General features: G+C 43.4%; 20 protein-coding genes. 16 read left to right on the top strand and 4 right to left on the bottom strand.

The annotated features are described in order from the left end of the window. Window positions 1-36 precede the first annotated feature (36 nt). The 7 genes from AC5GD6_RS01530 to AC5GD6_RS01500 all read left to right on the top strand — a co-directional run bounded on the left by AC5GD6_RS01530 (window position 37) and on the right by AC5GD6_RS01500 (window position 7,129). Window positions 37-1,743 (top strand): ABC transporter permease, encoded by a 1,707-nt coding sequence (locus AC5GD6_RS01530; RefSeq protein WP_048597052.1) that lies wholly within the window; start codon window positions 37-39, stop codon window positions 1,741-1,743. A gap of 13 nt (window positions 1,744-1,756) precedes the next feature. After that, window positions 1,757-2,833, top strand: a complete 1,077-nt coding sequence (locus tag AC5GD6_RS01525; protein ID WP_303871515.1) for an ABC transporter ATP-binding protein — start codon at window positions 1,757-1,759, stop codon at window positions 2,831-2,833. A gap of 52 nt (window positions 2,834-2,885) precedes the next feature. Next, a complete protein-coding gene (locus AC5GD6_RS01520; RefSeq protein WP_491846088.1) occupies window positions 2,886-3,404 on the top strand; it encodes a nitroreductase family protein in 519 nt (172 codons plus the stop codon). Window positions 3,405-3,531: 127 nt separating this feature from the next. After that, a complete protein-coding gene (locus AC5GD6_RS01515) occupies window positions 3,532-4,176 on the top strand; it encodes a GNAT family N-acetyltransferase (protein WP_010240849.1) in 645 nt (214 codons plus the stop codon). Window positions 4,177-4,296: 120 nt separating this feature from the next. Continuing rightward, window positions 4,297-4,872: a prepilin peptidase gene (locus AC5GD6_RS01510; protein WP_491846087.1), complete on the top strand. Its 576-nt coding sequence runs from the start codon at window positions 4,297-4,299 to the stop codon at window positions 4,870-4,872. A gap of 148 nt (window positions 4,873-5,020) precedes the next feature. Next, the gene (locus AC5GD6_RS01505; protein ID WP_491846086.1) at window positions 5,021-5,827 is read left to right on the top strand and encodes a hypothetical protein; all 807 of its coding nucleotides are present in this window, start codon (window positions 5,021-5,023) and stop codon (window positions 5,825-5,827) included. A gap of 165 nt (window positions 5,828-5,992) precedes the next feature. Further along, the gene (locus AC5GD6_RS01500; RefSeq protein WP_491846085.1) at window positions 5,993-7,129 is read left to right on the top strand and encodes a coiled-coil domain-containing protein; all 1,137 of its coding nucleotides are present in this window, start codon (window positions 5,993-5,995) and stop codon (window positions 7,127-7,129) included. 226 nt (window positions 7,130-7,355) lie between these two features. On the opposite strand, the gene AC5GD6_RS01495 is transcribed toward AC5GD6_RS01500, so the two are convergent. Beyond that, on the bottom strand, window positions 7,356-8,999 hold the full coding sequence (locus tag AC5GD6_RS01495) for a C69 family dipeptidase (RefSeq protein ID WP_491846098.1): 1,644 nt from the start codon (window positions 8,997-8,999) through the stop codon (window positions 7,356-7,358). Between the two features lie 181 nt (window positions 9,000-9,180). On the opposite strand from AC5GD6_RS01495, the gene AC5GD6_RS01490 reads away from it, so the two are divergent. After that, window positions 9,181-10,209 carry a 3-deoxy-7-phosphoheptulonate synthase gene (locus AC5GD6_RS01490; protein WP_276770118.1) on the top strand — a complete coding sequence of 343 codons (1,029 nt, stop codon included), beginning with the start codon at window positions 9,181-9,183 and terminating at the stop codon, window positions 10,207-10,209. 172 nt (window positions 10,210-10,381) lie between these two features. Here the strand turns inward: AC5GD6_RS01490 and pflA are convergent, their stop codons facing one another. From pflA to pflB, 3 genes are read right to left on the bottom strand one after another with little or no spacing between them, the layout of a single operon-like run. Then, entirely contained in the window at window positions 10,382-11,278 is an 897-nt protein-coding gene (pflA, locus tag AC5GD6_RS01485) for a pyruvate formate-lyase-activating protein (protein WP_491846084.1), read from the bottom strand. Window positions 11,279-11,302: 24 nt separating this feature from the next. Beyond that, window positions 11,303-11,572, bottom strand: a complete 270-nt coding sequence (grcA3, locus tag AC5GD6_RS01480) for an autonomous glycyl radical cofactor GrcA3 (RefSeq protein WP_371440744.1) — start codon at window positions 11,570-11,572, stop codon at window positions 11,303-11,305. Window positions 11,573-11,587: 15 nt separating this feature from the next. Then, entirely contained in the window at window positions 11,588-13,744 is a 2,157-nt protein-coding gene (gene pflB / locus AC5GD6_RS01475) for a formate C-acetyltransferase (protein WP_491846083.1), read from the bottom strand. Window positions 13,745-14,063: 319 nt separating this feature from the next. Between pflB and AC5GD6_RS01470 the strand changes: the two genes are divergently transcribed. From AC5GD6_RS01470 to AC5GD6_RS01435, 8 genes are all read left to right on the top strand, one after another. After that, window positions 14,064-15,521, top strand: coding sequence for an MATE family efflux transporter (locus AC5GD6_RS01470; RefSeq protein WP_491846082.1), 1,458 nt, complete (start codon window positions 14,064-14,066; stop codon window positions 15,519-15,521). 116 nt (window positions 15,522-15,637) lie between these two features. After that, on the top strand, window positions 15,638-16,213 hold the full coding sequence (locus AC5GD6_RS01465; protein WP_464360955.1) for a DJ-1 family glyoxalase III: 576 nt from the start codon (window positions 15,638-15,640) through the stop codon (window positions 16,211-16,213). A gap of 85 nt (window positions 16,214-16,298) precedes the next feature. Beyond that, a complete protein-coding gene (locus AC5GD6_RS01460) occupies window positions 16,299-17,000 on the top strand; it encodes an ABC transporter ATP-binding protein (RefSeq protein WP_006302124.1) in 702 nt (233 codons plus the stop codon). Between the two features lie 9 nt (window positions 17,001-17,009). After that, entirely contained in the window at window positions 17,010-20,387 is a 3,378-nt protein-coding gene (locus tag AC5GD6_RS01455) for an ABC transporter permease (RefSeq protein ID WP_491846081.1), read from the top strand. Window positions 20,388-20,686: 299 nt separating this feature from the next. After that, complete coding sequence (locus AC5GD6_RS01450; protein WP_276776214.1) at window positions 20,687-21,013, top strand: thiamine-binding protein; 327 nt, start codon at window positions 20,687-20,689, stop codon at window positions 21,011-21,013. A gap of 93 nt (window positions 21,014-21,106) precedes the next feature. Further along, complete coding sequence (locus tag AC5GD6_RS01445) at window positions 21,107-21,880, top strand: ABC transporter permease (RefSeq protein WP_276791186.1); 774 nt, start codon at window positions 21,107-21,109, stop codon at window positions 21,878-21,880. 1 nt (window position 21,881) lies between these two features. Next, window positions 21,882-22,931, top strand: coding sequence for an ABC transporter substrate-binding protein (locus AC5GD6_RS01440; protein ID WP_276791189.1), 1,050 nt, complete (start codon window positions 21,882-21,884; stop codon window positions 22,929-22,931). 163 nt (window positions 22,932-23,094) lie between these two features. Further along, complete coding sequence (locus tag AC5GD6_RS01435) at window positions 23,095-23,994, top strand: ABC transporter ATP-binding protein (RefSeq protein ID WP_276791192.1); 900 nt, start codon at window positions 23,095-23,097, stop codon at window positions 23,992-23,994. The last annotated feature ends 47 nt before the right edge of the window (window positions 23,995-24,041 follow it).

Below are 24,041 nucleotides of genomic sequence, written 5' to 3'. Positions count from 1 at the left end.
TGGTAACATTATCGAGAGCAGATAAAGGAGGGTGTTATGGCAACAAGTCAAAGTGCGCAGCTTGATCGTAAAAAGCTTTTAGCCGATCCTATCTTGGTATCAACTATTATCGTACTGGTAGCAGCACTTGTGCTGTTTATTTTGTACCCACTTGCTATCTTAATGGTTGATAGCATTGTAGGCGAACACGGTCCAACGCTTGATGTATTTGCGCGTGTTTTAGCTATGCCTACGTTTGAAACCGCTATCATTAACACACTGAATGTAGGATTTTTTGTAGGTATTATTGCAACGTTTATTGGTCTGCTTTTTGCGTATGTAGAGGTGTACGTTAAGCTTAAAAGTCGCTTTATTAGCGGACTGTTTAAGATTGTTTCTATGTTGCCTGTTGTTTCACCTCCGTTTGTATTGTCTTTGTCAGTTATCATGCTGTTTGGTAAAGCGGGCATTATTACTAGGCACTTATTGGGCATTTACGACAATAACGTCTATGGTTTTTGGGGCATTGCGCTTGTACAAACGCTTACCTTTTTCCCCGTGTGCTACATGATGTTTAGAGGACTGCTCAAAAACATTGATCCTTCTCTTGAAGAAGCAGCTCGTGATATGGGAGCTTCTCGTTGGAAAGTTTTTACCTCGGTTACGCTTCCGCTTATTTTGCCTGGTTTAGGTAATGCATTTTTGGTTACCTTTATTGAGTCAATTGCCGACTTTGCAAACCCCATGCTTATTGGTGGTTCTTACGACACACTTGCAACATCTATCTACCTTCAAATTACGGGTGCATACGATAAACAGGGTGCTGCAGCAATGGCAGTTGTATTGCTTGGTATTACGCTTGCCATGTTTGTGGTACAAAAATATATTCTTGAGGCAAAAAGCACGGCAACGCTTACTGGTAAGGCAAGCCGCGGCCGTATGCTTATTTCCGACCTTTCGGTTCGCCTACCGCTGACCTTGTTATGCGGTTTGCTTGCATGCTTTGTTATCATGATGTATATATGCGTACCGTTTGGTGCATTGTTCAAAACCTGGGGTTATGATTTTTCGCTTACTACTAAGTGGTTTGAACAGGTATTTAAGCTTCACCACGGTTTTCAGGCGTTTAGAGACTCGTTTGTTTTGTCGCTCATTGCTTCTCCAATTACGGCGCTTTTGTCTATGATCATCTCGTATTTGGTTGTAAAGCGTAAATTTGCACTTAAAGGCTTTATCGAAGCAGCATCTATGCTGGCTATGGCGGTACCTGGTACGGTATTAGGTGTTGGATATATTCGTGGTTTTTCTGGCGGACTTTTCCATACAGGCGTTATGCAAGGGCTTTATGGTAGCGCTGCAATCCTCATCATCGTATTTGTTGTGCGTTCACTTCCTACCGGAACTCGCTCTGGTATCTCTGCACTTCGACAAATAGACAAATCTATTGAGGAATCTGCTTATGACATGGGTGCAAACAGTTTCCATGTATTTATGACGGTTACGTTGCCTCTTATTAAAGACTCGTTCCTTAGTGGTTTGGTTACAGCGTTCGTGCGTTCAATTACCGCAATTTCGGCCATCATTTTGTTAGTTACACCTCAATTTTTGCTTATTACCGTGCAGATTAACGAATTTGCCGAAAAAGGCGCATATGGTATTGCATGTGCGTTTGCCACAATTTTGATACTTATTACCTATGGTGCAGTGCTCTTGATGAATATTGCCATCAAGTTCTTTGGTACAAGTGCATCTACAAGAGATTAACAAGGAGTATATGATGGCTAAAGAGAAAAAAGGTGTTCGTCTTGAACATGTTTCAAAGATTTATCAAGATCCAAAAACGCATAAAGACTTTTATGCAGTTCATGATGCAAATATTACCATTGAACCAGGAGAATTTGTAACGCTTCTTGGTCCTTCGGGTTGTGGTAAAACAACCATCTTGCGTATGATTGCCGGTTTTGAATCGCCCGATGAAGGCGAGATATTCTTAGCAGATGAGCCTATTAACGAGCTTACGCCTAATAAACGCGATACTGCTATGGTATTCCAAAGCTATGCGCTTTTGCCACATTACAACATTTTTGACAATGTTGCCTATGGCTTAAAGCTTAGAAATATGGACAAAGAAACCATTAAAGCCAAAGTTGAGCACATTTTATCCCTCGTGGGTCTTGAAGGCATGGAAGACCGCAAAACTAATCAGCTTTCTGGTGGTCAGCAGCAGCGCGTTGCCCTTGCTCGTGCGCTTGTAATTGAGCCTGGTGTTCTTTTGTTTGACGAGCCGCTGTCTAACTTGGACGCAAAACTTCGTGTTGATATGCGTACCGAAATCCGTCGTATTCAACAAGAAGCAGGAATTACCGCAATTTACGTTACTCATGACCAGTCCGAAGCTATGGCGCTTTCAGACAAAATTATTGTTATGAAAAAAGGCATTGTTGATCAAATTGGAGATCCACGTACCATTTATCACCGCCCGTGCGATGAATTTGTTGCCGACTTTATCGGTGAGTCTAACTTCTTACACGGTAAGGTAACCGAAGCCCAGGATCAGACAGGTGTTGCGGTTATAGAGGGCTCACCAGTAAAAATTGCCGATCTTAATGGTAAGCACGTAGACGACGAGATTACGCTGGTATTACGCCCCGAATCGGTGCATGTAGCCGATGAAGGCGTGCTTCCATGCGAAGTAATTCTTTCCCGTTTTATGGGTCATTATCAAAATTACCATGTGATGTGTGGTGATACGCTGGTAAAGATTACAGAATTCAATCCCAAGAACAAACGCATTTATGAAGTGGGAGAAAAAGCGTTTATTAAGTTTTCGTCCGAGGATGTTCACGCTTTATAACAGTGCGGTGCAAAGGAGTGCCTTGAGCACTCCTTTGTGTTAAGGAGCAGCTATGCAGTCGTTTCTTGAATTAGCGCGAGCTCGGTATTCGTGCAGAAGTTTTGACTCAAAACCTGTTGAGAGTGAAAAGATAACAAAAATATTGCAAGCTGGGCAGGTAGCGCCCACCTGTGTTAACAGACAACCTTGGCGCGCTTGGGTGATACAAGGTGCTAAGGCTCTTAGCCGTGCATACGAAGCTACGCGTTTTAATTTTGACGCACCGTTGATTATAGCTGTGGGGGTAAAGCCCGGAAGCGGTTGGACACGTCGCTGCGATGAGCATGATTTTGTTGATGTAGACGGCGCTATTGTGACAACTCATATGATGCTTGAAGCTCAAGACTTAGGGTTATATAGCACGTGGGTAGGATATTTTGATCCCAAAGTGCTGGCTGATTCTTTTGAAGAGATGAAAGACTATCGCATGCTTGCAATGCTTGAGATTGGTTATCCATCACCTCAAGGTGTGCCATCCGCGCGTCATGAAGAGCGTAAAAGCCTGAATGAGTTGGTAAGCATTATCAAATAGGCAGTGCATTTTCTTGCACGGTGGACACCGCAATCAATATAAAAGCTTTGTGAATATTCATATTTACTTGTAATATACTTAATATTTGCTTCTTATTGCATATTGGCTCATACTCAAAGGACAGGTTATGTCACAACTTGATACCTCGATTATCATTCGCCCTTTTAAGGATATTGACTTTGATGAAGTTGTTAATCTGTGCGTCAGAAAATGGTGCAGTGATATTACAGGTGCATATGACCGTATTATTTTTGGACGCGTGCTTACTGCTGGTGCGTTACAGCGTTCGGTGTACACGATGGTTGCCGAAGAAAACGGCAGTGTTATCGGCGTATGCTTTGGTGGATTAAGTAGCAATAGAAGCATTTCACAAAACTCCTTTTGGCATCGTCGCTTTGAAGACATTATGGTAATTGCGCGCGACCGCGCACGCCGTGGTGGCGTAAAAGTTGAGGATCGTCTTTTTAGTCGTTTAAGAAGTTACACAACGGCGGATGTTTTTATCTCGCTTGGTTATGCTAATTCCGAAGCAGAAATTAACTTATTGATTGTAGATCCTAATCACATGGGCAAAGGTGTCGGCTCGCGATTGTTTGACGATATGACAACACGCTTTAAAGATGCTGGTGCTCGTGGCTTTTTCCTTATTGTAAGTTCGGAATCTGACATTGATTTCTTTGAGCACCGCGGGCTTAACTGTATTCAGGAAAAACAGGGAACCTCGGGCGATAGAGGAAATAGCGTTATTTACTTATATGGACGTCGTTTGTAACTGCGTTTTGTTCATCTAGAAATCGCGCCATAGTCATACGGATGTTTAATTTTACGAGATGAGAGTGTAATAACAGCAGGTATAACAGCAGGTAAACATGTATAGAGTTAGGAAATTGCTGTGAGTGAGCTTTTAGATATCTACCGTTCTTCATCTGCCCGCATGCGCGTAGGCGTAGGCATAACCCTTGCGTGCTTACTTGGGTGGCTTTATTTTTTATGGGCATTTACCTGGTATTTTGCGCTCAACGCACTTACAACTTTGTGTTTGGTTGCATGTGCTTTGGTTGATAACAAGTATCGCGTTATTCCGCATACGTTGCTTGTTATACCTGCTTGTATCGGGGTATTTTTTGCGCATCTGAGCTGCTCGCTTTTGACATATGATAGCGCCCCCTTTATATGTTTTATCTTGTGTATTATTTGGTTTGTATTTGCTTATGCAAATCACGACGCAAATGCGGCACCGCTGATAGGCGCTGGCGATATAAAACTTTTACTTGTATTGTCTTTGTATATGACACCGTTGTCCTTTTTGGTTATGTTGGTTATTGCGTGTATAGGCGGTCTGTGTCATGCTGCGCTCATTAGGCAGAAAACATTTCCATGGGCTCCTTCTATTGTGTTTGCGTGGTATATGGTTATGTATACGCCCTTCTTAAACTATGTGTATATTGCGCTTGTGCAAATATTTTAAGTGGAGGAGCAATTTGATTGCGCTTTAGATATCAAAAATTGCCCCCCAGATACTAGAAGCTTCGCATTAGATACGAAAAAATAGTTGATAATATTAACTAATATGACTATCCTTATGTTCACTTTTACATTTGAACAAAGGAGTTGTAATGGATTCAACACTGCACAATACAACACCGCATAATGCGACGCTTCACAAACCTATACATATCTTAAGCCCCGAGATACTGATTAAAATCATTGGCGTGATAGCTGCGTTTTATGGAATGGCGGTTCACTGGGAAGGCTTGTTTTCGTTTACGTATTTTACAAACTTATCCAATCTTGTTATAGCAGGTATTTTGTTGTATGCACTGGTGGGTAAGTTAATTTGCGCGCTCGACTACGGTGACCATGCGCATGTAAGAGGTGCATTGGCAGAACATACTTCAGGTGGTTTGCGCTTTTTCATACCACAAACGCTTTCTACACAAGCGTGGTACCGCGTGAAATATATGGCAACTCTGGCAATCACTATTACATTTTTGCTCTATCTGTGCTTTTTGGCTCCAACATCGGATGCTGGTTTTGTGGGCGCATATCTTAATAATCATGCTTCGTCACTCTGCACCCATTTTATTGCCCCTCTGTGTGCTATAGCAGATTTTTTGTTATTCGATCATGGCTTTAAGCCGCAGACTCACGATGTGTTTTGGGCATTGCTTCCACCCTTTGTTTATATCGGATATGTATGCGTGTTGTCGCTTGTATTTGGTGTGCGCTGGAAAACCGTTATGCTTGCACCATATAATTTTTTAAATTTTGGTGCGCCATGTGGATGGTTTGGCATTGATGTAACCACAGCAAATACCTACACATTAGGTATAGGAGTTTTTTATTTTGTGTGCGTATTTACCTTGATATTTATAGCCATTGGCGTGTGTTTTCTTAAAATCGTAGAGCGCCGTGCAAAATAGTATAAGAATGCGCAAGCTTTGATATGTACTATATTCTCCATATACAGTTGTAAGGTATTGTGAATCTATAAATTTGGGTATGTAGTTGTGTTAGAATATCTGTACATATTCGATAACAAGCTCCTACGAGACATCGTAGCATAAATACAACTAAGGAGTTGGAACTTGGCTATCAAAACGTTTACACGGCGAGAAATTTTGCAGCTGTTTTCTATAACCGCAGCTCTTGCGGCTATGCCTGCTCAGATTGCGTTTGCTGACACACAAGATGACTTAGATGCTGCTCAAAAAAAGCTCGACGAAGTTCAAAAACAACTCGATACCATTGCTTCCCAATACGAAAAGCTCGTGGGCGAGCAGGAAAAAACATGTGAGCAAATAGAAGATGCGCAGACACAAATAGCCTCTACGCAAGATCAGATCGATAAAAAACAGCAAGAGCTTGATGCAAAAAAGAGTGCGCTTTCAAAACGTGTTTCAAGTGCATATAAGTCTGGCATAGATGGATTTTTATCGGTGCTCTTTTCTTCGTCGTCGCTCGAAGAGCTTTCTTCTAACATTTATTATCTTGATAAAATTTCTGAAAAAGATCGAACGATGATAGAAGAAGTCAATCGTGTAAAACATGAGCTTGATGATAAAAAGAGCAGTCTTGAAAGCCACAAAGCGGCTCTTGAACAGCTTAAGGAAGAACAAGATAAAGAGCTTACACAAATGACCGCCAAGCAAGATGAGTCTAAACGTGTGTTGGATGGTCTTTCTCAGGATGTAAAAGATCTTATGGCAAAACGCGATGCTGAACTTCAAGCGGCTGCACAGCAGCGCGCGCTTCAAGAGGCTCAAGCTGCAGCTGCTCGTTCAGGAAAACGAACCTATACGTTAAGTGAAGTATCTGGTGAGGTCAATTTAAGTCCTAATTTATCGGGGAGCCAAAAGGCAGTTATTTCGTGTGCAGGTCGAGTAGCTTCTCCGGGTTATGGCTTGTGTGCTATGTGGGTTTCTCAGGTTTTCTCGGCAGCGGGATTGGGCTATCCTTCAGGTGATGCTTGCGATATGTATTATGCTTGGTGCCATAGCTCCAACAAGAGTGAGCTCAAACCGGGGATGATTATTGCTGTTCCTGCTCATGCAGGAACGCCCGCTGGTAGAATTTATGGCCACATAGGTATTTATGTTGGAAACGGAGAAGTTCGCCACAACATAGGCTCTGTTGCAACGTGGTCTTTGGATCGTTGGATTAGCTATTATAGCTCTATTACAACGCCTCGTTGGGGCTGGTGTATGGGGATACCGCTTTCGTAAAGGTCGTACAGGCGTAAGGGCGTAAAGCGCGCGTAGGCGCAAGAGTGGAAAGTCGTAAAGCCGCAATCGCGTAAAGGCATAAACACGTAAACTCGCAAGACGCACAGACGCAAGAAGCACAAACGCGCATGTTTTGCGCGCGCTTCTTTCATAACACGGTTTATCTAACGCATAACAAATTCAATAGCATGCATACCAGGTATGCATGCTATTTTTTACACGTTTACTAATGGTCGCTTCTGTTAAAGCCGTTTTTCATGCCCATAGAGGCGCTATATAACACCTTGTCAAGGGTTATATCGGTTTCTTGTTTGGTCATATCGGCTATAGCCTGATTGGTTTTTTCTAATACGTCTGTGCAAGCTTCGTAGGAGAGCTTTTGATCTTGTACCTGCTTATCACATTGAAATACTAAACGCCAACCTTGGGATCCAACTGCTTCTTGATAATGCTCAATATGATTGGCGCATGCATTAAAGTGAGCATCTGCCAAAGCTCCAATTAAGCGATTTGCCCAGTAAAAACTTTGGGTATCAACGTGTGCACAGGTGTTATTAAGATACTCAGGTGTGCTATTAACATTTGCATAAAAAGGTACCAGCGCATTAAAGGCATTAGATCCATACGCCATCCATTGAAGTGCTTGGCAACCCCGAGGTGCCCATCCACGCAGCTGCAGTGCTGCAAGCTCGCTATTACGGTTAATACCAATAGGGCGATACAAAGAACGAGTTGCAGCTGTTCCCTGTGCTGAATATGGATCAAAAACGGTTCCTTGGTAATGAAGCGACAGCGAGTATTTAACATCTTCCATGGTGATCTTGCGATCGGGGATAAGGCACCAGGGAATATCGTCACTTTCGGGCTGCCAAGGAGCACATGCAGGATCGGCAAACAGTGACGGAACAAAGTATTTGTGCATACTCCACGCGCGTGGCGTGTTGTAGACGTGGTCGGCATCACTATGGCTGCCGAAAGCATCGCGCGGATTAAAGATCTCGTGCTTGCAGGCGCAGCTGTTGTCACAAGAGCAATCGGCACAGCATGCATTATCATCGCAGTCGCAATCATCGTTGCAGTTGCACTCATCGCCGCAGGTATCTTCATCACAGCAGCATGCACATTCATCTAAGTTGTCGTCTTTGAGTGTAAGATCAAGGTGATAGGTATCCATCCAGTCTTTAAGATCCGCAGAACACATATACGACTTTTGTTCACCATAAGCATCGGTAAGGTCAAATTCGTCAATTCCCAATTGGTTTGGCATGGTAACATAGGCATCATCAGGCACGCGACGCGCGATCCAGTGATGACCACCTACGGTTTCGAGCCACCATATTTCTTCGGTATCGCTAAACGCAATACCGTTCATCTCGTAGGTACCATACGTTTCAAGCAAATGACCTAGGCGCTCTACGCCTTCGCGCGCAGAGTGAATATAGGGAAGAACAAGCGTAACCATGTCTTCTTCGCTAATACCACCGCGGACTTCGGGCGTATAATCAGCGTCTCCTTCTTTACCACATGCCTTCTTAAAGTAAACCAAGGGATCAGCACCTAAAACGCGCTCGTTGGATGTAAGCGTTTCGGTGGCAGTCATGGCTACGTTAGCTTCGTTTACACCTGCTGCAGCCCAGATACCCTCATTTGAAAGCGCATTGGGAACCGCGGTATAACGCATAGGATTATCAGGCAGATCCATTTCAAAATGCGTTAACACCGATTTGTAGTGACGCGGTTGATCCTGCGGTTGTACAACGGTAAAGTTTTTAGGACAAAATTCGCCATTGGGAGAATCTTCGTTACGTGCAATAATAGTTGACCCGTCAAAACTTGCATCTTTACCAACAAGTAAGGTGGTACATGCCATCATAGCCTCCGTTTCTAAGAAAACATTTCATTAAATTATTGTATCTGATTTTGACATAGCATACTATTCATCTTAATCTGTATATATTGTTTTATTTCGTTTTACGCGCTCAAGATAAGGTTAGCACGTCAGCACGCGCGTGTTACAAAAGCTGTTCGCGCGCTCACAAAGGAGTTTTTCTATGTCCATGAATTTTAAACGACGCTTACCTATTCCCAAAGAAATTCGCGAAGAAATGCCGCTCGCCCCTCAAATTGCGGCTCAAAAGCCTGCATTTGATGCAGCCGTAGCAGATGTATTGTGCGGTAAAAGTGAAAAAAAATTGCTCATTATAGGGCCGTGTTCTGCTGATAGAGAAGACTCTGTTTTGGAATATGTTGAGCGTCTAGCGCGTGTTGCCGAAGAAGTGCGCGACAAGCTCATTATCATTCCTCGTGTGTATACCAATAAGCCTCGTACCAAGGGAACAGGCTATAAAGGTTTGTTGCATAATCCCGATCCCTTAGGTGCGCCCGATCTATTAGGTGGCGTAAAAGCTATTCGCCATATGCATATCAAGGTTGCAGAAACAACTGGTATGTTTACTGCCGACGAAATGCTGTATCCCGAGAACTACCAATATCTTATAGACGTTATTGCATATAATGCAGTTGGTGCGCGCTCAGTTGAAAACCAAGAGCATCGTTTAGTGTCAGCCGGAATTTCAACTCCTGTTGGTATGAAGAATCCAACTGGTGGTTCGTGTTCGGTTATGCTTAATTCTGTTTATGCAGCTCAACAGCCTCAGACATTTATTTTTAGAAATTGGGAAGTTGAGGCAACGGGTAATCCTTTAGCACACGCTATTTTGCGCGGTTTTCAGGGGTTGGATGGTCGTAATTATCCCAACTATCACTATGAATATCTTGAGCGCCTTTGCGAGCTTTACACCGCAGACACCTATGCTAATCCTGCCGTAGTGATTGATTGTAACCACGATAATTCGGGCAAACGTCCGCTTGAGCAAATTCGTATTATTCACGAAGTGCTTGATAGCGTACATAGAAACGAAGATATTGCACGTCTGTTTAAGGGCTTTATGGTGGAGTCTTACCTTGAAGACGGCAATCAGCCTGTTGACGGTGGTGTATTTGGTAAATCTATCACCGACGCTTGTTTGGGTTGGGATAAAACAGCTCGCTTAATTTATAACATTGCAGACCGCTTGTAAGCTATCTTAAGTGTAGATATACTTGTATTTTAAGACCGAGATAAAAGCACAAATTAAGGCGCGAGTTAAAACACGAGTTACAAGTACAAATTAAAGCGTTTACCTCACAACAAGGGTAAACGCTTTTTAATGGTTGTATTACTAAATCTTTACGTAACGTGTTTAGGTATTTCTATTGTGCAACACCTGTTGCAACACAAGCCGTTTGCTGCGTCTGCATATGCGCTTGCGCTTGTGCCTGCGCTTGCGCTGCCTGGGCTGCTCTAAGCGCCATTTTACGCGCCATAAGTCGCTCAGCACGCGCTTTCATAACAATATCTCTAAGTTCCGGTATTTTTGCAGCGTCCATTGAGGGCACGCCTTCAAGTGGATAGGGAATATTGAGGTCTTTGTATTTTGGTACGCCCATCTTGTGATACGGCAATAAATCAAGTCCAACTACATTATCCCAATCGGCGATAATGTAGCCCACGCCTTTAAGCTCGTCCACTTGATCGGTAATACCTGGTACTACAACGTGACGAATCAATACAGGAATATGTCTGCGGCACAGTTCATCACCAAACGCGCGCGGACGCAAATACGTTCCCTTTACCAGCTCCATATGGCCTTTAGGATCTGAGTGCTTGATGTCTAGTAAAACCATATCGGTGTGGTCAAGCAAGTCTGACACATATTCGGGATGACGTGGATTAAAAGTAGCGCCCGAGCTATCCAAGCAGGTATGTATACGACCTTTAGGATCTTCGTGCGCTGCTTTGAAAAGTGCTGCAATAAAATTTGGTTGAGCCAAAGGCTCGCCGCCACTTGCCGTAATACCGCCACGACGATAAAAAGGACGGTTGCGGTCATAAACCTTCATTAACTCAGCAACACTCATGCGTTGTCCTGTGTCAAACGCCCACGTTTCGGGGTTGTGGCAATATTTGCACCTAAATGGGCATCCTTGACAAAAAACAACCATACGAGTACCAGGGCCATCTACGGTACCCATGGTCTCTAGAGAGTGAACCCGCCCAACTACCTCGAGCGGGTTCACTGTCTTGTTTATGTTGGTTTGAGCTACCACAAAAACATCTCTTGTTTAGACTTATTAAAGAGCTTCGTGGAACGTACGAGAAATAACGTCGTCCTGTTGCTGTTTAGTAAGTGTGGTGAACTTAACGGCATAACCAGAAACACGAATGGTAAGCTGAGGGTATTTCTCAGGGTGAGCTTGTGCGTCAAGCAAAGTGTCTCTGTTGAATACGTTGATGTTCAGGTGGTGTCCACCTTTTTCGGCATATCCGTCAATCATGCTGACGAGGTTGTCGACTTGCTCTGTAGATGCTGCCATAGCAACGCTCCTTTCTTGTACACCGATTACACGGTGCGCCCTTTATTTGTTGTCTTCGCATCCTTCTTTTGCACTTGCGTCTGCAGCACATGCGCAATCAGGTTTGTTTTCGATGGTAAAGTCAACCGTCTTAAAGTCGATCTTTGAAACATCGTCTAACTCTTTCATCTCGCACATGTCGCACTCACCAAACATGACGTTACCGCTCTTACCCAAAGCAGCTGGAACAATAGAGAAGGTATTTGAAATACCATCCTCTGCATCACGGAAGGGAAGTTTAGAAACAGATGCAAGAGATGCAACCGCACCGTGCGTATCACGCTGGTGCATGGGGTTGGCTCCTGGTGCAAATGGAGTTCCTGCGCGACGACCATCAGGAGTATTACCCGTTTTTTCGCCGTATACAACATTAGATGTAATAGTTAATACAGAAGTTGTAGAAACTGCATTTCTGTAGCAGTTGAATTTACGTATTTGTTTCATAAAGTATTCAACTACATCGCGAGCAATGCTGTCTACACGGTCATCGTCGTTACCATACTTAGGATAGTCGCCCTCGATCTTGAAGTCGGTAACCAAGCCAGTTTCATCGCGGATAACTTTAACTTTTGCATATTTGATTGCAGAAAGTGAGTCGGCAACAACCGAAAGCCCAGCAATACCAGTTGCAAACCAACGGTGAATATGTTCATCATGGAATGCCATTTGAATGCGCTCATAGGCATATTTATCGTGCATGTAGTGAATAACGTTAAGAGCATTAACGTATACGCTTACCAACCAGTAAACCATGTCACGGTATTTTTGAATGACGTCATCGTAGTCCAGATAATCGCCTTCTACAGGACGGAAACGAGGTCCTATCTGCTCACCAGTAATTTCGTCACGACCACCATTGATGGCGTAAAGCAAGCACTTTGCAAGGTTTGCACGAGCACCAAAGAACTGCATTTCCTTACCTACGACCATGGAGCTTACGCAGCAAGCAATTGCATAATCATCGCCGTGGTAAACACGCATAAGGTCATCGTTTTCGTATTGAATTGACGAAGTGGTGATAGAAATCTTTGCGCAATAACGTTTGAACGGCTCAGGAAGACGTGTTGACCAAAGAACAGTTAAGTTTGGCTCGGGGCTTGTTCCCATGTTTTCAAGTGTGTGCAAGAAACGGAAGGAGTTCTTGGTAACCATAGGACGACCGTCTATACCAATACCACCGATGGACTCGGTCACCCATTGTGGGTCACCTGAGAAGAGTGCATTATACTCGGGAGTACGTGCAAACTTAACCATACGAAGCTTCATAACAAGGTGGTCGATAATTTCCTGAACTTCGCTTTCGGTAATGGTACCTTCTTGCAGGTCGCGTTGGGCATAAATATCGAGGAACGTTGACGTACGACCAAACGACATAGCAGCACCATTTTGCTCCTTAACCGATGCAAGGTATGCAAAGTACAGCCACTGAACAGCTTCTTTGAAGTTCTGAGCAGGTTTTGAAACATCAAATCCATACTCTCCCGCCATAACGTTAACTTCTTTAAGGGCGCGAATTTGCTCGGAAAGCTCCTCACGGTGACGAATGGTTTCCTCGTCCATCGTGGTGTGAGTGTTTGCCTTCTCTTCTTCTTTTTCTTCGATAAGACGATCAAGACCATAGAGCGCAAGACGACGATAATCGCCAATGATACGACCGCGGCCGTATGCGTCGGGTAAACCAGTAATAATGTGGGAGTGACGGCAAGCGCGCATCTCGGGCGTGTATACATCAAAAACGCCCGCATTGTGAGTCTTACGACGGTCAGTGTAGAACTTAACTAAGTCAGGATCTACTTCGTAACCATAGCTTTTGCAGGCAGACGCCGGCATACGAATACCACCGTTGGGCATTAAGGCACGTTTTAATGGTTTGTCTGTTTGCAATCCAACGATTTTCTCGTATGGTTTGTCAATGTATCCTGCTGGGTGGCTGGTAATAGTAGAAACAATCTTGGTATCCATATCAAGAACGCCACCATGTTCACGTTCTTGCTTGAATAAATCCATTACTTCTGCCCAAAGCTTAGTGGTAGCTTCGGTAGGACCAGCTAAAAACGATTCATCTCCTTCATAGGGAGTGTAGTTTTTTTGGATGAAGTCGCGAACATCAATAAGATGTGTCCACTCTCCACCAGTAAATCCACGCCATGCCTCTTTCATTGGACACGCTCCTTGCTCGTATGTTACTTAACTCTACTTAATTTACCAAAAATCGACTGCAATATTACACACAATAGCCGAGTGGTTTTAGAAAATGAGTTTTCTGATGGTAAAATCGTGAGTAACATAATCCGACAGATTAAATATATATTGTATACAAAAACACAAAATTTTTATGAGAAAAGTTCAAATATTTTTTGTCTGTCAAATAATTATCAAGTCATGATAGACTTATTACAGGTAAACGTATTACTAAGATAAGATATACAACACATGTTCCGCACAACGCGTATGCTAGGTGCGAAAGGATTTTAAAACAATGCAGGGTCAGAGTGAAGACTTATATACAAAACATCCACATGAAAAAAATATAGATGATCAGCCATTCACGGAAAGCGTACTTGCGCAAAATGAGATAGACGAGTATAATTCCAAAAATTTTCAAAAGTCGCACGAGCTTTTTATTACTTATCATCCGTGGAAACTCTTTTGCATTGCGGCAATTCCTGGAGCTTTGAGCATGCTTTCTTCGGCAATTTACGAAATTGCTGACGGTATTTTTGTAGGACAGATTCTAGGTGAAGAGGCGTTTGCGGCAATCAATTTAGCCATGCCATTTGTTATTATGCTGTTTGCATTTGGCGATATGGTGGGAGTTGGTTCGTCTGTTCCTATTTCAATTAGCTTAGGTGAAGGAAACACGCGCTGCGCAAATAATATTTTTACCTGCGGTATTTTGATGATTTTAGCTGGCGGTGCGCTCATTGGTACGCTCTTTTGGTTTTTAGCGCCAGCGCTTATGGAACTGATGGGTGCATATGGAACGCTGCGTGATATGGCAGCCGATTATTTGCGGATGTTTGCTCTGTTTGCGCCCTTAGGCACCATTTTGTTTGCGGTTGATAATTATCTACGTATATGTGGCAAGGTTAAAAGCAGTTTTGCACTTAACGCGTTTACATCTCTTTTTGGCTGCGTTTTAGAATTTTCTATGCTTTATTTTTGGCATTTAGGCACCCTTGGTGCAGCACTTGCATTTTCAATTGCAATAAGCGTGGGCTCTTTGTGTGCGCTCATTCCGTTTATGGCCAAAAAAATGTTGCTTCAATTTGTTAAGCCTCAATTCTCGTGTGCGCTGCTTAAAGAAATTGTTCAAAGTGGAACACCTGCGTTCTTAAACGACGTAGCAGGGCGTGTGACCGTTATTTTCTTGAATGTAGAGTTGATGATAGCAGGAGGAACTGCCGCTGTATCGGTCTACGGTTTTTTGATCTTTGCAGGAAGTTTTATTTATCCTTTGATTTATGGAATCTGCGACGCTTTGCAACCTGCCGTAGGCTACAACTGGGGAGCGCGCCGCTACGATCGTATTAAACAGATAGAAAAGTACGTATTTTCAACGGTCTGTGCTATTGCGCTGCTGCTCGCCGCTATTATGGCAGTGTTTCCCGATGAATGTACACGTTTGTTTATGGTTGATGTTTCAGAAGACATACTGGTTATGTCACGTGATGCATTTAGATTCTATGCGCTTTCATATGTGTTTCGCTGGTTTCCGCTTGCCTGTGGAAGCTTGCTTACCGCGGTCGAAAAAACCAAACTTGCGTCACTGTTGTCATTTTGTATGGTCACGTTGTTGCCGCTTGCGGTTCTGTTTGCGCTTAAGCCGCTTGGCCTATTGGGGCTATGGCTTAACGCTCCTGTTTCGGCAGGTATTGCAGCCTTGATTTCAATATGGATTCTAATTGTGTTTAGACGCGAACTTCATTTGGAGTAATACCATAGAGGTAAATAAAACTTGTTACGAGTTTATTTGTTTGTGACAAGTGAGCGTGTAATAGATGCGCGTGTCTGTTTATGCGCACCTTTATACTAAGAGTATGGGAGGACAATATGTCAAAAACTCAACCGCGTGTAGCTCTCTTTTTGGCGCCAGGTGTCGAGGAATGCGAAGCACTTGTTATCTATGATTTGTTATTTAGAGCCTCTATTGCGTGCGACAAAATTGCCGTTGCACCTACGCGTAGCGTTGTATCTTCTCATAACGTAGAGCTTACCTGTGATTACGCCTTAGATGATCCAGATTTTTCGTTTGATAATTACGATTTACTTTTCCTGCCCGGAGGCCTTCCAGGAACTACAAATCTGCAAGAAAACAAAAAGCTCTGCGACGCAGTGGTAAATCATCACAAGCAGGGCAAGCTTTTGGCAGCAGTTTGCGCTGCTCCTTCGGTATTTGCCCGCTTGGGATTGCTTGAGAATAAGCGTGCAACGTCTAATCCTGGTTTTCAGGATGTTTTGCGCGAGTTTGGCGCTGACGTTGTACAAGATAGCTATGTTAAAACGGGTACCATTTTTACCAGTAAAGGGCTTGGTACGTGCATTGATTTAGGATTGGCGCTTATTGAAGAATTAGCTGATCACGATACCGTGGAAAAAGTTAAGCAAGGTATTGTGTATATGCACTAACAGGTTTATCTTCGGTGGGAGCGTGTGTATGCTTGCTGTATAAAGCAGCAAAGCGTGTACGCTGAGCACATAAGGAGTGTGCGCGGTGGCATTTGTTGAGTTCAAAGATGTTTCTAAAACCTATCATATGGGCGATTGCGAAGTTCATGCAGTTCATCATATGAACTTTACTATGGAACAAGGCGAGCTTGTGGTCATCGTTGGTGCTTCTGGTGCAGGTAAAACAACCGTTTTGAATATGCTCGGTGGCATGGATTCTCCAACCGAGGGAAGCATTTTACTTGCGGGTAAACAAATTAGTGGACTCAATGCGCGCGAGCTTACTCTGTATAGAAGGCATGCTATTGGTTTTGTGTTTCAGTTCTACAATTTAGTTCAAAACCTCACAGCACTCGAAAACGTAGAGCTTGCCAGTCAAATTTGTAAACATCCTTTACCAGCTGCAGATGTGCTCAAACAAGTTGGCCTCGAAAAACGTATGCACAATTTTCCGGCGCAACTTTCTGGTGGTGAGCAGCAGCGTGTGGCTATTGCCCGCGCGCTTGCCAAGAATCCTCAGCTGCTCTTATGTGATGAACCTACGGGTGCCCTTGATTATGTAACGGGCAAACAGATTCTTAAATTGTTACAAGACACCTGTATTAATACAGGAAAAACGGTTGCCATTGTTACGCATAACAGCGCGTTTACCGAAATCGCGCATCGCGTTATTCATGTTCACGAGGGGAGTGCGCAGTCTATAGAAATACACGATCACCCTCGTGATGCTCTCGATGTTGAATGGTAAGGTGATGAAGTGCTCAAAAGAATTGCGCCGCTTCTTCACCAAACTTTGCGGTCCATACATACCACGTTCAGTCGTTTTTTGGCTATTGTTGCGATAGTTGCCTTAGGCACGGGTTTCTTTGCTGGACTTATGATGACCGGCCCCGACATGCGACAGGCCATGGATACCTATTACGACGATAACCACGTTTGGGATATACGCCTCATTTCAACGCTTGGTTTTTCTAACGACGATATTCATCAATTTGACGATGTAGAAGGCGTGCGCGCTTGCATGCCCAATCATACGGTTGACGCTATTGCGCGTATGAATGATACGCAGGTAGCAGTGCGCGTTTCTTCGTTTGACACCCATATGGCGCAGCAATTTATTGATGAACATGCATACGCTGCAAAGGATTCTTCTTTTGGTTTTCTTAATCGCTTTCAATTGGTAACAGGAAGACTTCCGCAATCACCTGACGAATGTTTGGCTGCGGCATATGCTCCTCATGCACAATTGAGTGAAGGCGATATTGTTGACATTACCTCGGCAAACGAAGATCTTGATAAAATTTTTACCACCAAACATTTACGTGTGGTTGGTACCATAAGTTCGCCTTTATATCCCTACACGCGAAGTTTTGGATCTACAACCATTGGTTCGGGCTCTATTGATCAATATATTTTTGTACCAACATCTACATTTCAGCAGGATTTCCCCTATACCGAGCTGTATATAAGCGTTGAGGGTGCTGATAGTGTCCAAAGTAATAGCGATGCATACAAAAACATCGTAGGCGCTACTAAAGAACGCATCGAGGCACAAAAGGATCGTATGAGCGTGTTTCGTCAGCACGAGGTGCAAGAGCTGGCACAAAGCAAGCTTGACGAAAAAAAGACCGAGTTTGAACAGCAAAAAGACGAAGCATTTGAAAAGTTAGAGGCTGGCGAATCTGAGCTTGCGCGCAAACATCGCACGCTGCAGGACTCATGGCGCACATACACACAAGGTACAAGCAAGTTAAAAGCGTCGCGAGAAGCTTTTGAATCACAAAAAGCTGCGTCGCAAAACAAATTATCCCAAGCTCAAACGCGTGTTGCCACGCAAGAAGAAACTTTGTTATCAGCACTTCGTGCGCAGGGAATGGATGTTTCTTCGCTTGAGCAAGCTCAAACTATTTTAGAGAGCCATCTTCAGGCGCTTAAAGAAAAGCAGAACCAGCAAAATGTTGACAATCGTGTTGTAGACGAAAATTCGTCTGAACAATCGCCTGAACACATAAGATCAAACAGCAACCAACAATTAGCAACATTAGGCGACAATCGCCAATCTATCCAGCACAACAAAACTCGAGCGATTATGGCAACAGCTCGTGAGCACGTGAGCGCTCCTTATGAGGAAATACAACGTGTGCAACAGCAGCTTGCAGGGGTACAAGCTTTGATTGCAGCAAAAGCAAAACTGCAAGATGAACGCGCTGTGGCAGATAAAAAATTGGCACACGCCGAGCAAGAGCTTGCGCAGGCGCAAGCAAAACTTGACGCATCATACACTCGTCTGCAAGAAGGTCAAAAGAAATATGATGAAGGCGCGCGTGAGCTTGCACAGCGCAAACAAGAACTCGATGACAAATTTGCTACCGTTCAAAAGCAGCTCGATGATGCGCAAGAAACTATTGACACAACCGATATTCCCGACATATACATTTTAGACAGGTCTCAACACGAAGGTGCCGCTATTTACCATGCTGATACCGAGCGCATGGACGCGTTAGCTCGTGTATTTCCCTTTATGTTCTTTTTGGTAGCAGCTCTTGTTTCGCTTACCACTATGACGCGCATGGTAGAGGATGAGCGCATACTTATTGGGACCTATAAAGCATTGGGTTACTCTACTATACAAATTGCAACAAAATATTTGACATACGCCTTACTTGCCGCAGGTATTGGTTCTGTTTTAGGTGTTGGCGTTTTATGCCAAGTTTTGCCACTTATTATTATGAAGGCGTACTCAGTGATTTATGCTATTCCACTGTTGCTGCCACCGCTTCCCATAAAAGCCGACGTAGCAGTCTTTTCTGCGGGATTGGGTATAGGCATTACGCTGATTGCAACCATTTGTTCGGTGCTTTCAAGTTTGCGCGAACAGCCTGCTCCGCTTATGCTTCCGCGCGCTCCCAAGGCAGGAAAACGTATTCTTCTCGAACGTATTCGTCCTTTATGGCGCCGCATTTCGTTTTCATGGAAAGTAACGCTTAGAAATCTCTTTTTGTATAAAAAACGCTTGTTTATGACCGTTATTGGCATTGCAGGTTGTACCGCTTTATTGCTGGTAGGCTTTGGTTTACATGACGCCATTTGGGATATTATCAACAAACAGTACGTAGATATTACGCATTATCAGATGACGGTTGGTTTAAATGATCATGCCAACGATCTGGATGTGCAGCATGTTAAAGACGTACTTAACCAACATCCAGAAATTGAGCATATCGATCGCGTGCATACAGCACATATGGCAGCAAAAGGCGAAGACGATACGCTTTCTTCAACGCATGTAGATGTTGTTGTTCCGCAGTCGCTGGATATTTTTAATAAGTCAATTACGCTTAAAAACCGAATCAGTGGCAAGCAGGTTCCCTTTGATGACTCAAGTGTTGTTATCAGTGAAAAGCTGGCAACACTTCATCACTTGCGTGTTGGCGATACGCTCGTACTTTTCGACCGCGATAAAGTGGGGAATTCAGTTGGCACCGGCCATAAACTTACTATTACGGGAATATGCGAAAATTACGTAGGCACTACCGTTTACATTGCACCAACAATTTTTGCCAAGATTTCGTCGTCACCTGTTATGTATGAAACGCTCTTTATTCAAGCGCCCGATCTTAAACCTGGCGAACAGCAACAAAATATTGCCAGTGAGTTGCACAGTTGTGACGATGTTTCGCTTGTTGCGTTTTCAGACGAAACCATTTCTTTATACCGCAATATGATTTCGGTGGTTGATTACGTGGTAGCAGTTCTGATTATTTCTGCTGTTTTATTGGCGTTTATCGTTTTGTATAACCTTACCAACATCAATATCGAGGAACGCCTGCGCGAAATTGCAAGCCTTAAAGTTTTGGGCTTTACCAAGCGCGAAATATATGCGTATATCTTTAGAGAAGTATTTTTGTTGTCGTTATTGGGTGACGTATTTGGTTTGGGTGTAGGTGTATATCTTGAACGCTTTGTAGTGGCAACTGCCGAGGTTGATTATGTCATGTTCAGTAGAACTATTCACCTTGAGAGTTTTGTGATCGCTTTTGTCTTGACGCTGGTATTTACCGGACTTATTTTATTGGTTATGACGCCAAAACTTAATCGTATTGACATGGTCGAATCGCTTAAAAGTGTTGATTAGTGCGTTGTCAAGGTGTTTACAGCGAGATTGTTATTTCCCGTCGTTTTTGTAATTTGCGTGGTATACAAACTTAGCATATGTGTTTCACTACAATTTACGCTACTCTAATTTTGGGAGCTTACAGCGAGGTAGGCTGAGAAAGATGCCAGCATCTGACCGTACCTGATCTGGACAATACCAGCGTAGGAATCATATACAAACACATACGCCTAAGCTTTGGCATAGGCTTATTTTTGCCCTGTATTGGTAAGCGATTCCTCGGTAATTGTAAGTGCTATGTTAAGAGAGTTGAGGTTAGTATGGAATGTTCTGTTGCTATTCAATTTTTACCCATGGACGCCAAAAATGATGAAGCAATATGTAAGCAGGTAGATGCCGTAATTGCTTACATTGCTTCGACGGGTGTAAATTATTTTGTTGCTCCTTTTGAAACCACCATTGAAGGCTCTTACGAACAATGCTTAGAAATCGTTAAAAATTGTCCGCTTGTTGGTGCACAAGCTGGTTGTCACTCAATGATGACGTACGTAAAAATCAACTATCATCCTCAAGGTGAAGTGCTCTCAACCGCGCAGAAATTATCTCCTTATACCAAGCATAATGCTACAACGCAGCTTAGTTCGTAAATGCGTACATTCATGCATATACCTGTATGAGTATACAAATACTCTCAAATATTGTGTATTTAGTATCTATTTCACACGTCGATTGATAGTAAGATGGAATTTTGTAAGTTAGCACCAACAAAACAAATAGTAATTCCTGTGGTAGTAACGCTGCTGCTCATCTTTATCTGGGAAGTTGCGGTTGATACAGGAGCTATTGCAAACTTTTTGCTGCCAAGCCCACTGCAGGTTTTGCGCGCACTTATCCGCGATCAAAACTTGCTGTATACTCACGGCATCACCACCATGACCGAAGCAATTTTGGGCTTATTTTGGGGCTGTGTCTTGGGATTTATTGTTGCAATTCTTATGGATTCCTCGCCTTTTATTCACGCAGCACTTAATCCACTTATCACCATTTCGCAAACTATTCCAACTATTGCCATTGCTCCGCTTTTGGTGTTGTGGCTTGGCTACGATTTATTGCCTAAGGTTGTGTTAGTTATTATCACCACGTTTTTCCCCATTACTATCTCGCTGGTGAGCGGTTTTGCATCGGTTGACCCCGAAACTATCAACCTCATGAAAATTATGAACGCACGCCCGTGGCAGGTATTTTTGCACGTTAAACTCCCATGCGCGCTCAGTCACTTTTTTAGTGGATTAAGCATTAGCGCAACCTATGCCATTATCGGCGCTGTTATTGCCGAGTGGCTGGGAGGTGTATCAGGGTTGGGCGTGTACATGATTCGTGTTCGTAAGTCGTTTTCTTACGACAAAATGTTTGCCGTCATCTTTTTAACGTCGGCACTCTCTTTGGTATTGATGGGTGCGGTTCGCGCACTTGAACGTATATGTATGCCTTGGAAAAAGGTAGAAAGGAAGTAGTATGGCTTCTCAATTAACTCGTCGTGCATTTATTGGAACGGCGGCTTCGGCATTTGCAGGTTTTTCATTGTTTGGCTGCTCACAAAACAGCGCTCCTTCAAGCAAAGGTGATAGCGACGAGCCCAAAAAGCTTACTAAGATTACGTTTTGTTTAGACTATACGCCCAATACTAACCATACAGGCATATATGTTGCACAACAAAAGGGTTACTTTAAAGATGCAGGTATTGATATCGAAATTGTGCAGCCAGCAGAAGATGGAGCCGAGGCTATGATCGGCTCTGGCCAAGCGCAGTTAGGTATTAGTTACCAAGACTTTATTGCCAATACACTTGCAAGTGATAATCCTGTTCCTATCGAAGCTATTGCAGCCATTATTCAACACAATACATCAGGTATTATGAGCAGAAAAGAAGACGGTATTACCTCGCCTAAATTTATGCAAAATCATACCTATGCAACCTGGAACATGCCTATTGAACAAGCTACGGTAAAACATGTTGTAGAAAAAGACGGTGGAGATTTTTCAAAAATTAAAATGGTTCCTGCCGATGCTACAACCGATGAAGTTCAAGGGCTTAAAGCAAAATTGTATGATTGCGTGTGGGTGTTTGAAGGTTGGGGTGTTCAAAACGCTCATGTTCAAAATTATGACATCAATTATTTTGCATTTAACGATATGGATGAAGTGTTTGATTTTTATACACCGGTGCTTGCAGTTAACAGTAATTTTGTACAAGAAAGTGAAGATAATCGCAGCTTGGTACAAAACTTTGTTAAAGCTTGTAGCAAAGGTTACACTGACGCGGTTGAAGATCCAGATGGTGCAGCACAAATTTTGTGCGATGCTGTTAAAGAACTTGATCCAGCACTGGTACGTGAAAGCCAGCATTTCTTGTCTAAAAAGTATATCGACGATGCGCAAACCTGGGGCATTATCGATCCTGTTCGTTGGTCAAGATATTTCCAATGGCTTAATGACAACAAGCTTGTAAATCACCCCATTGATGTTAATAAAGGTTTTAGCATGGAATATATAACCTATTATTAAGAGGTAACGCGCTTATTGGCACATCTATAATTATGAGGTGTGCCAATGCGCGATTTGGGCATGATTAAACGTGCGTCTATGCTCTATTGGCGCGTACGGGCTTGCACAAAGAGCCTTTGCTTTGCACATAAAATTGTGCTTGTATAGCTAAGTTGGATTGCATATGAATGAACAAACAGATACGCCTACACTTATGGCACAACACCTGTATCTTTCGTGGCAGCAGGTGCCGTCTGTAGAGCACAAACATACGTTATTTTCTGGTTTTAATCTTAACGATCATCAAAAGAGAGCAACATGTGATGAGCGTCTATGGAGTTCGGTGGTTGTTGCGGATATAACCATGTCTGTTAAAAAAGGCGAGCTTGTGTGTTTGGTGGGAAGATCGGGCTGTGGTAAAACAACCATTTTACATGCGCTATCAGGACTTATGAAGCCTGTGATGGGGCAGGTGTTTTTTCATGGAAAAGATATTACAGGACGCCCTGGGCACGTTTCTTACATGTTCCAAAAAGACTTGCTCTTGGAGCATAAACGCATTATTGATAATGTTTGCCTTCCGCTTACTTTGCGCCGTGTTGCGCAAGCAGAAGCATACGGTCAAGCGCAGCCACTTTTTGAGCGCTTTGGCTTGGCGGGTTGTGAATATAAGTGGCCACACGAGCTTTCGGGCGGCATGCGCCAGCGTGCCGCATTTTTGCGCACCTATCTTATGGGAAGCGATTGTATTTTGCTGGACGAGCCTTTTTCGGCACTTGATGCGCTTACGCGCGTTGCCATGCGGAATTGGTATTGTGATATTGCGCATGATTTAGGCATTGCAACGCTTGCAATTACGCACGATGTAGACGAAGCTGCTACTATGGCATCACGCGTGTACGTATTAGGACATATGTCCAAAAAAACGCAGCGTACTCTTCAAAATCAACAGGTACCAACTACGGCGCATACTATAGTTGGTGAGGTTCATGTTCCTACGCACGACGTATCAATGCACGCCGATGCTTTTGCGCTTACCCCCGAATTTCTATCATGCAAAAAAGAGATACTATCGCTTCTGTAGCTGGGTCGAATGCCTACTATGTGCTTGTTAGATGCACAGACGCTTTA

It is taken from the genome of Fannyhessea sp. (assembly GCF_986145555.1).
The sequence above is the reverse complement of the archived record's forward strand: the minus strand, read 5'-3'. Positions and strand labels throughout refer to the sequence as shown.

Bases quoted from the DNA above. Each gene is read 5' to 3' on its own strand.
- AC5GD6_RS01470 (WP_491846082.1), top strand. From the start codon at position 14,064: ATGCAGGGTCAGAGTGAAGACTTATATACAAAACATCCACATGAAAAA.
- AC5GD6_RS01435 (WP_276791192.1), top strand. From the start codon at position 23,095: ATGAATGAACAAACAGATACGCCTACACTTATGGCACAACACCTGTAT.
- AC5GD6_RS01445 (WP_276791186.1), top strand. From the start codon at position 21,107: ATGGAATTTTGTAAGTTAGCACCAACAAAACAAATAGTAATTCCTGTG.
- pflB (WP_491846083.1), bottom strand. From the start codon at position 13,744: ATGAAAGAGGCATGGCGTGGATTTACTGGTGGAGAGTGGACACATCTT.
- AC5GD6_RS01505 (WP_491846086.1), top strand. From the start codon at position 5,021: ATGGATTCAACACTGCACAATACAACACCGCATAATGCGACGCTTCAC.
- AC5GD6_RS01515 (WP_010240849.1), top strand. From the start codon at position 3,532: ATGTCACAACTTGATACCTCGATTATCATTCGCCCTTTTAAGGATATT.
- AC5GD6_RS01490 (WP_276770118.1), top strand. From the start codon at position 9,181: ATGTCCATGAATTTTAAACGACGCTTACCTATTCCCAAAGAAATTCGC.
- AC5GD6_RS01530 (WP_048597052.1), top strand. From the start codon at position 37: ATGGCAACAAGTCAAAGTGCGCAGCTTGATCGTAAAAAGCTTTTAGCC.
- AC5GD6_RS01525 (WP_303871515.1), top strand. From the start codon at position 1,757: ATGGCTAAAGAGAAAAAAGGTGTTCGTCTTGAACATGTTTCAAAGATT.
- AC5GD6_RS01495 (WP_491846098.1), bottom strand. From the start codon at position 8,999: ATGGCATGTACCACCTTACTTGTTGGTAAAGATGCAAGTTTTGACGGG.
- AC5GD6_RS01465 (WP_464360955.1), top strand. From the start codon at position 15,638: ATGTCAAAAACTCAACCGCGTGTAGCTCTCTTTTTGGCGCCAGGTGTC.
- AC5GD6_RS01450 (WP_276776214.1), top strand. From the start codon at position 20,687: ATGGAATGTTCTGTTGCTATTCAATTTTTACCCATGGACGCCAAAAAT.
- AC5GD6_RS01520 (WP_491846088.1), top strand. From the start codon at position 2,886: ATGCAGTCGTTTCTTGAATTAGCGCGAGCTCGGTATTCGTGCAGAAGT.
- AC5GD6_RS01440 (WP_276791189.1), top strand. From the start codon at position 21,882: ATGGCTTCTCAATTAACTCGTCGTGCATTTATTGGAACGGCGGCTTCG.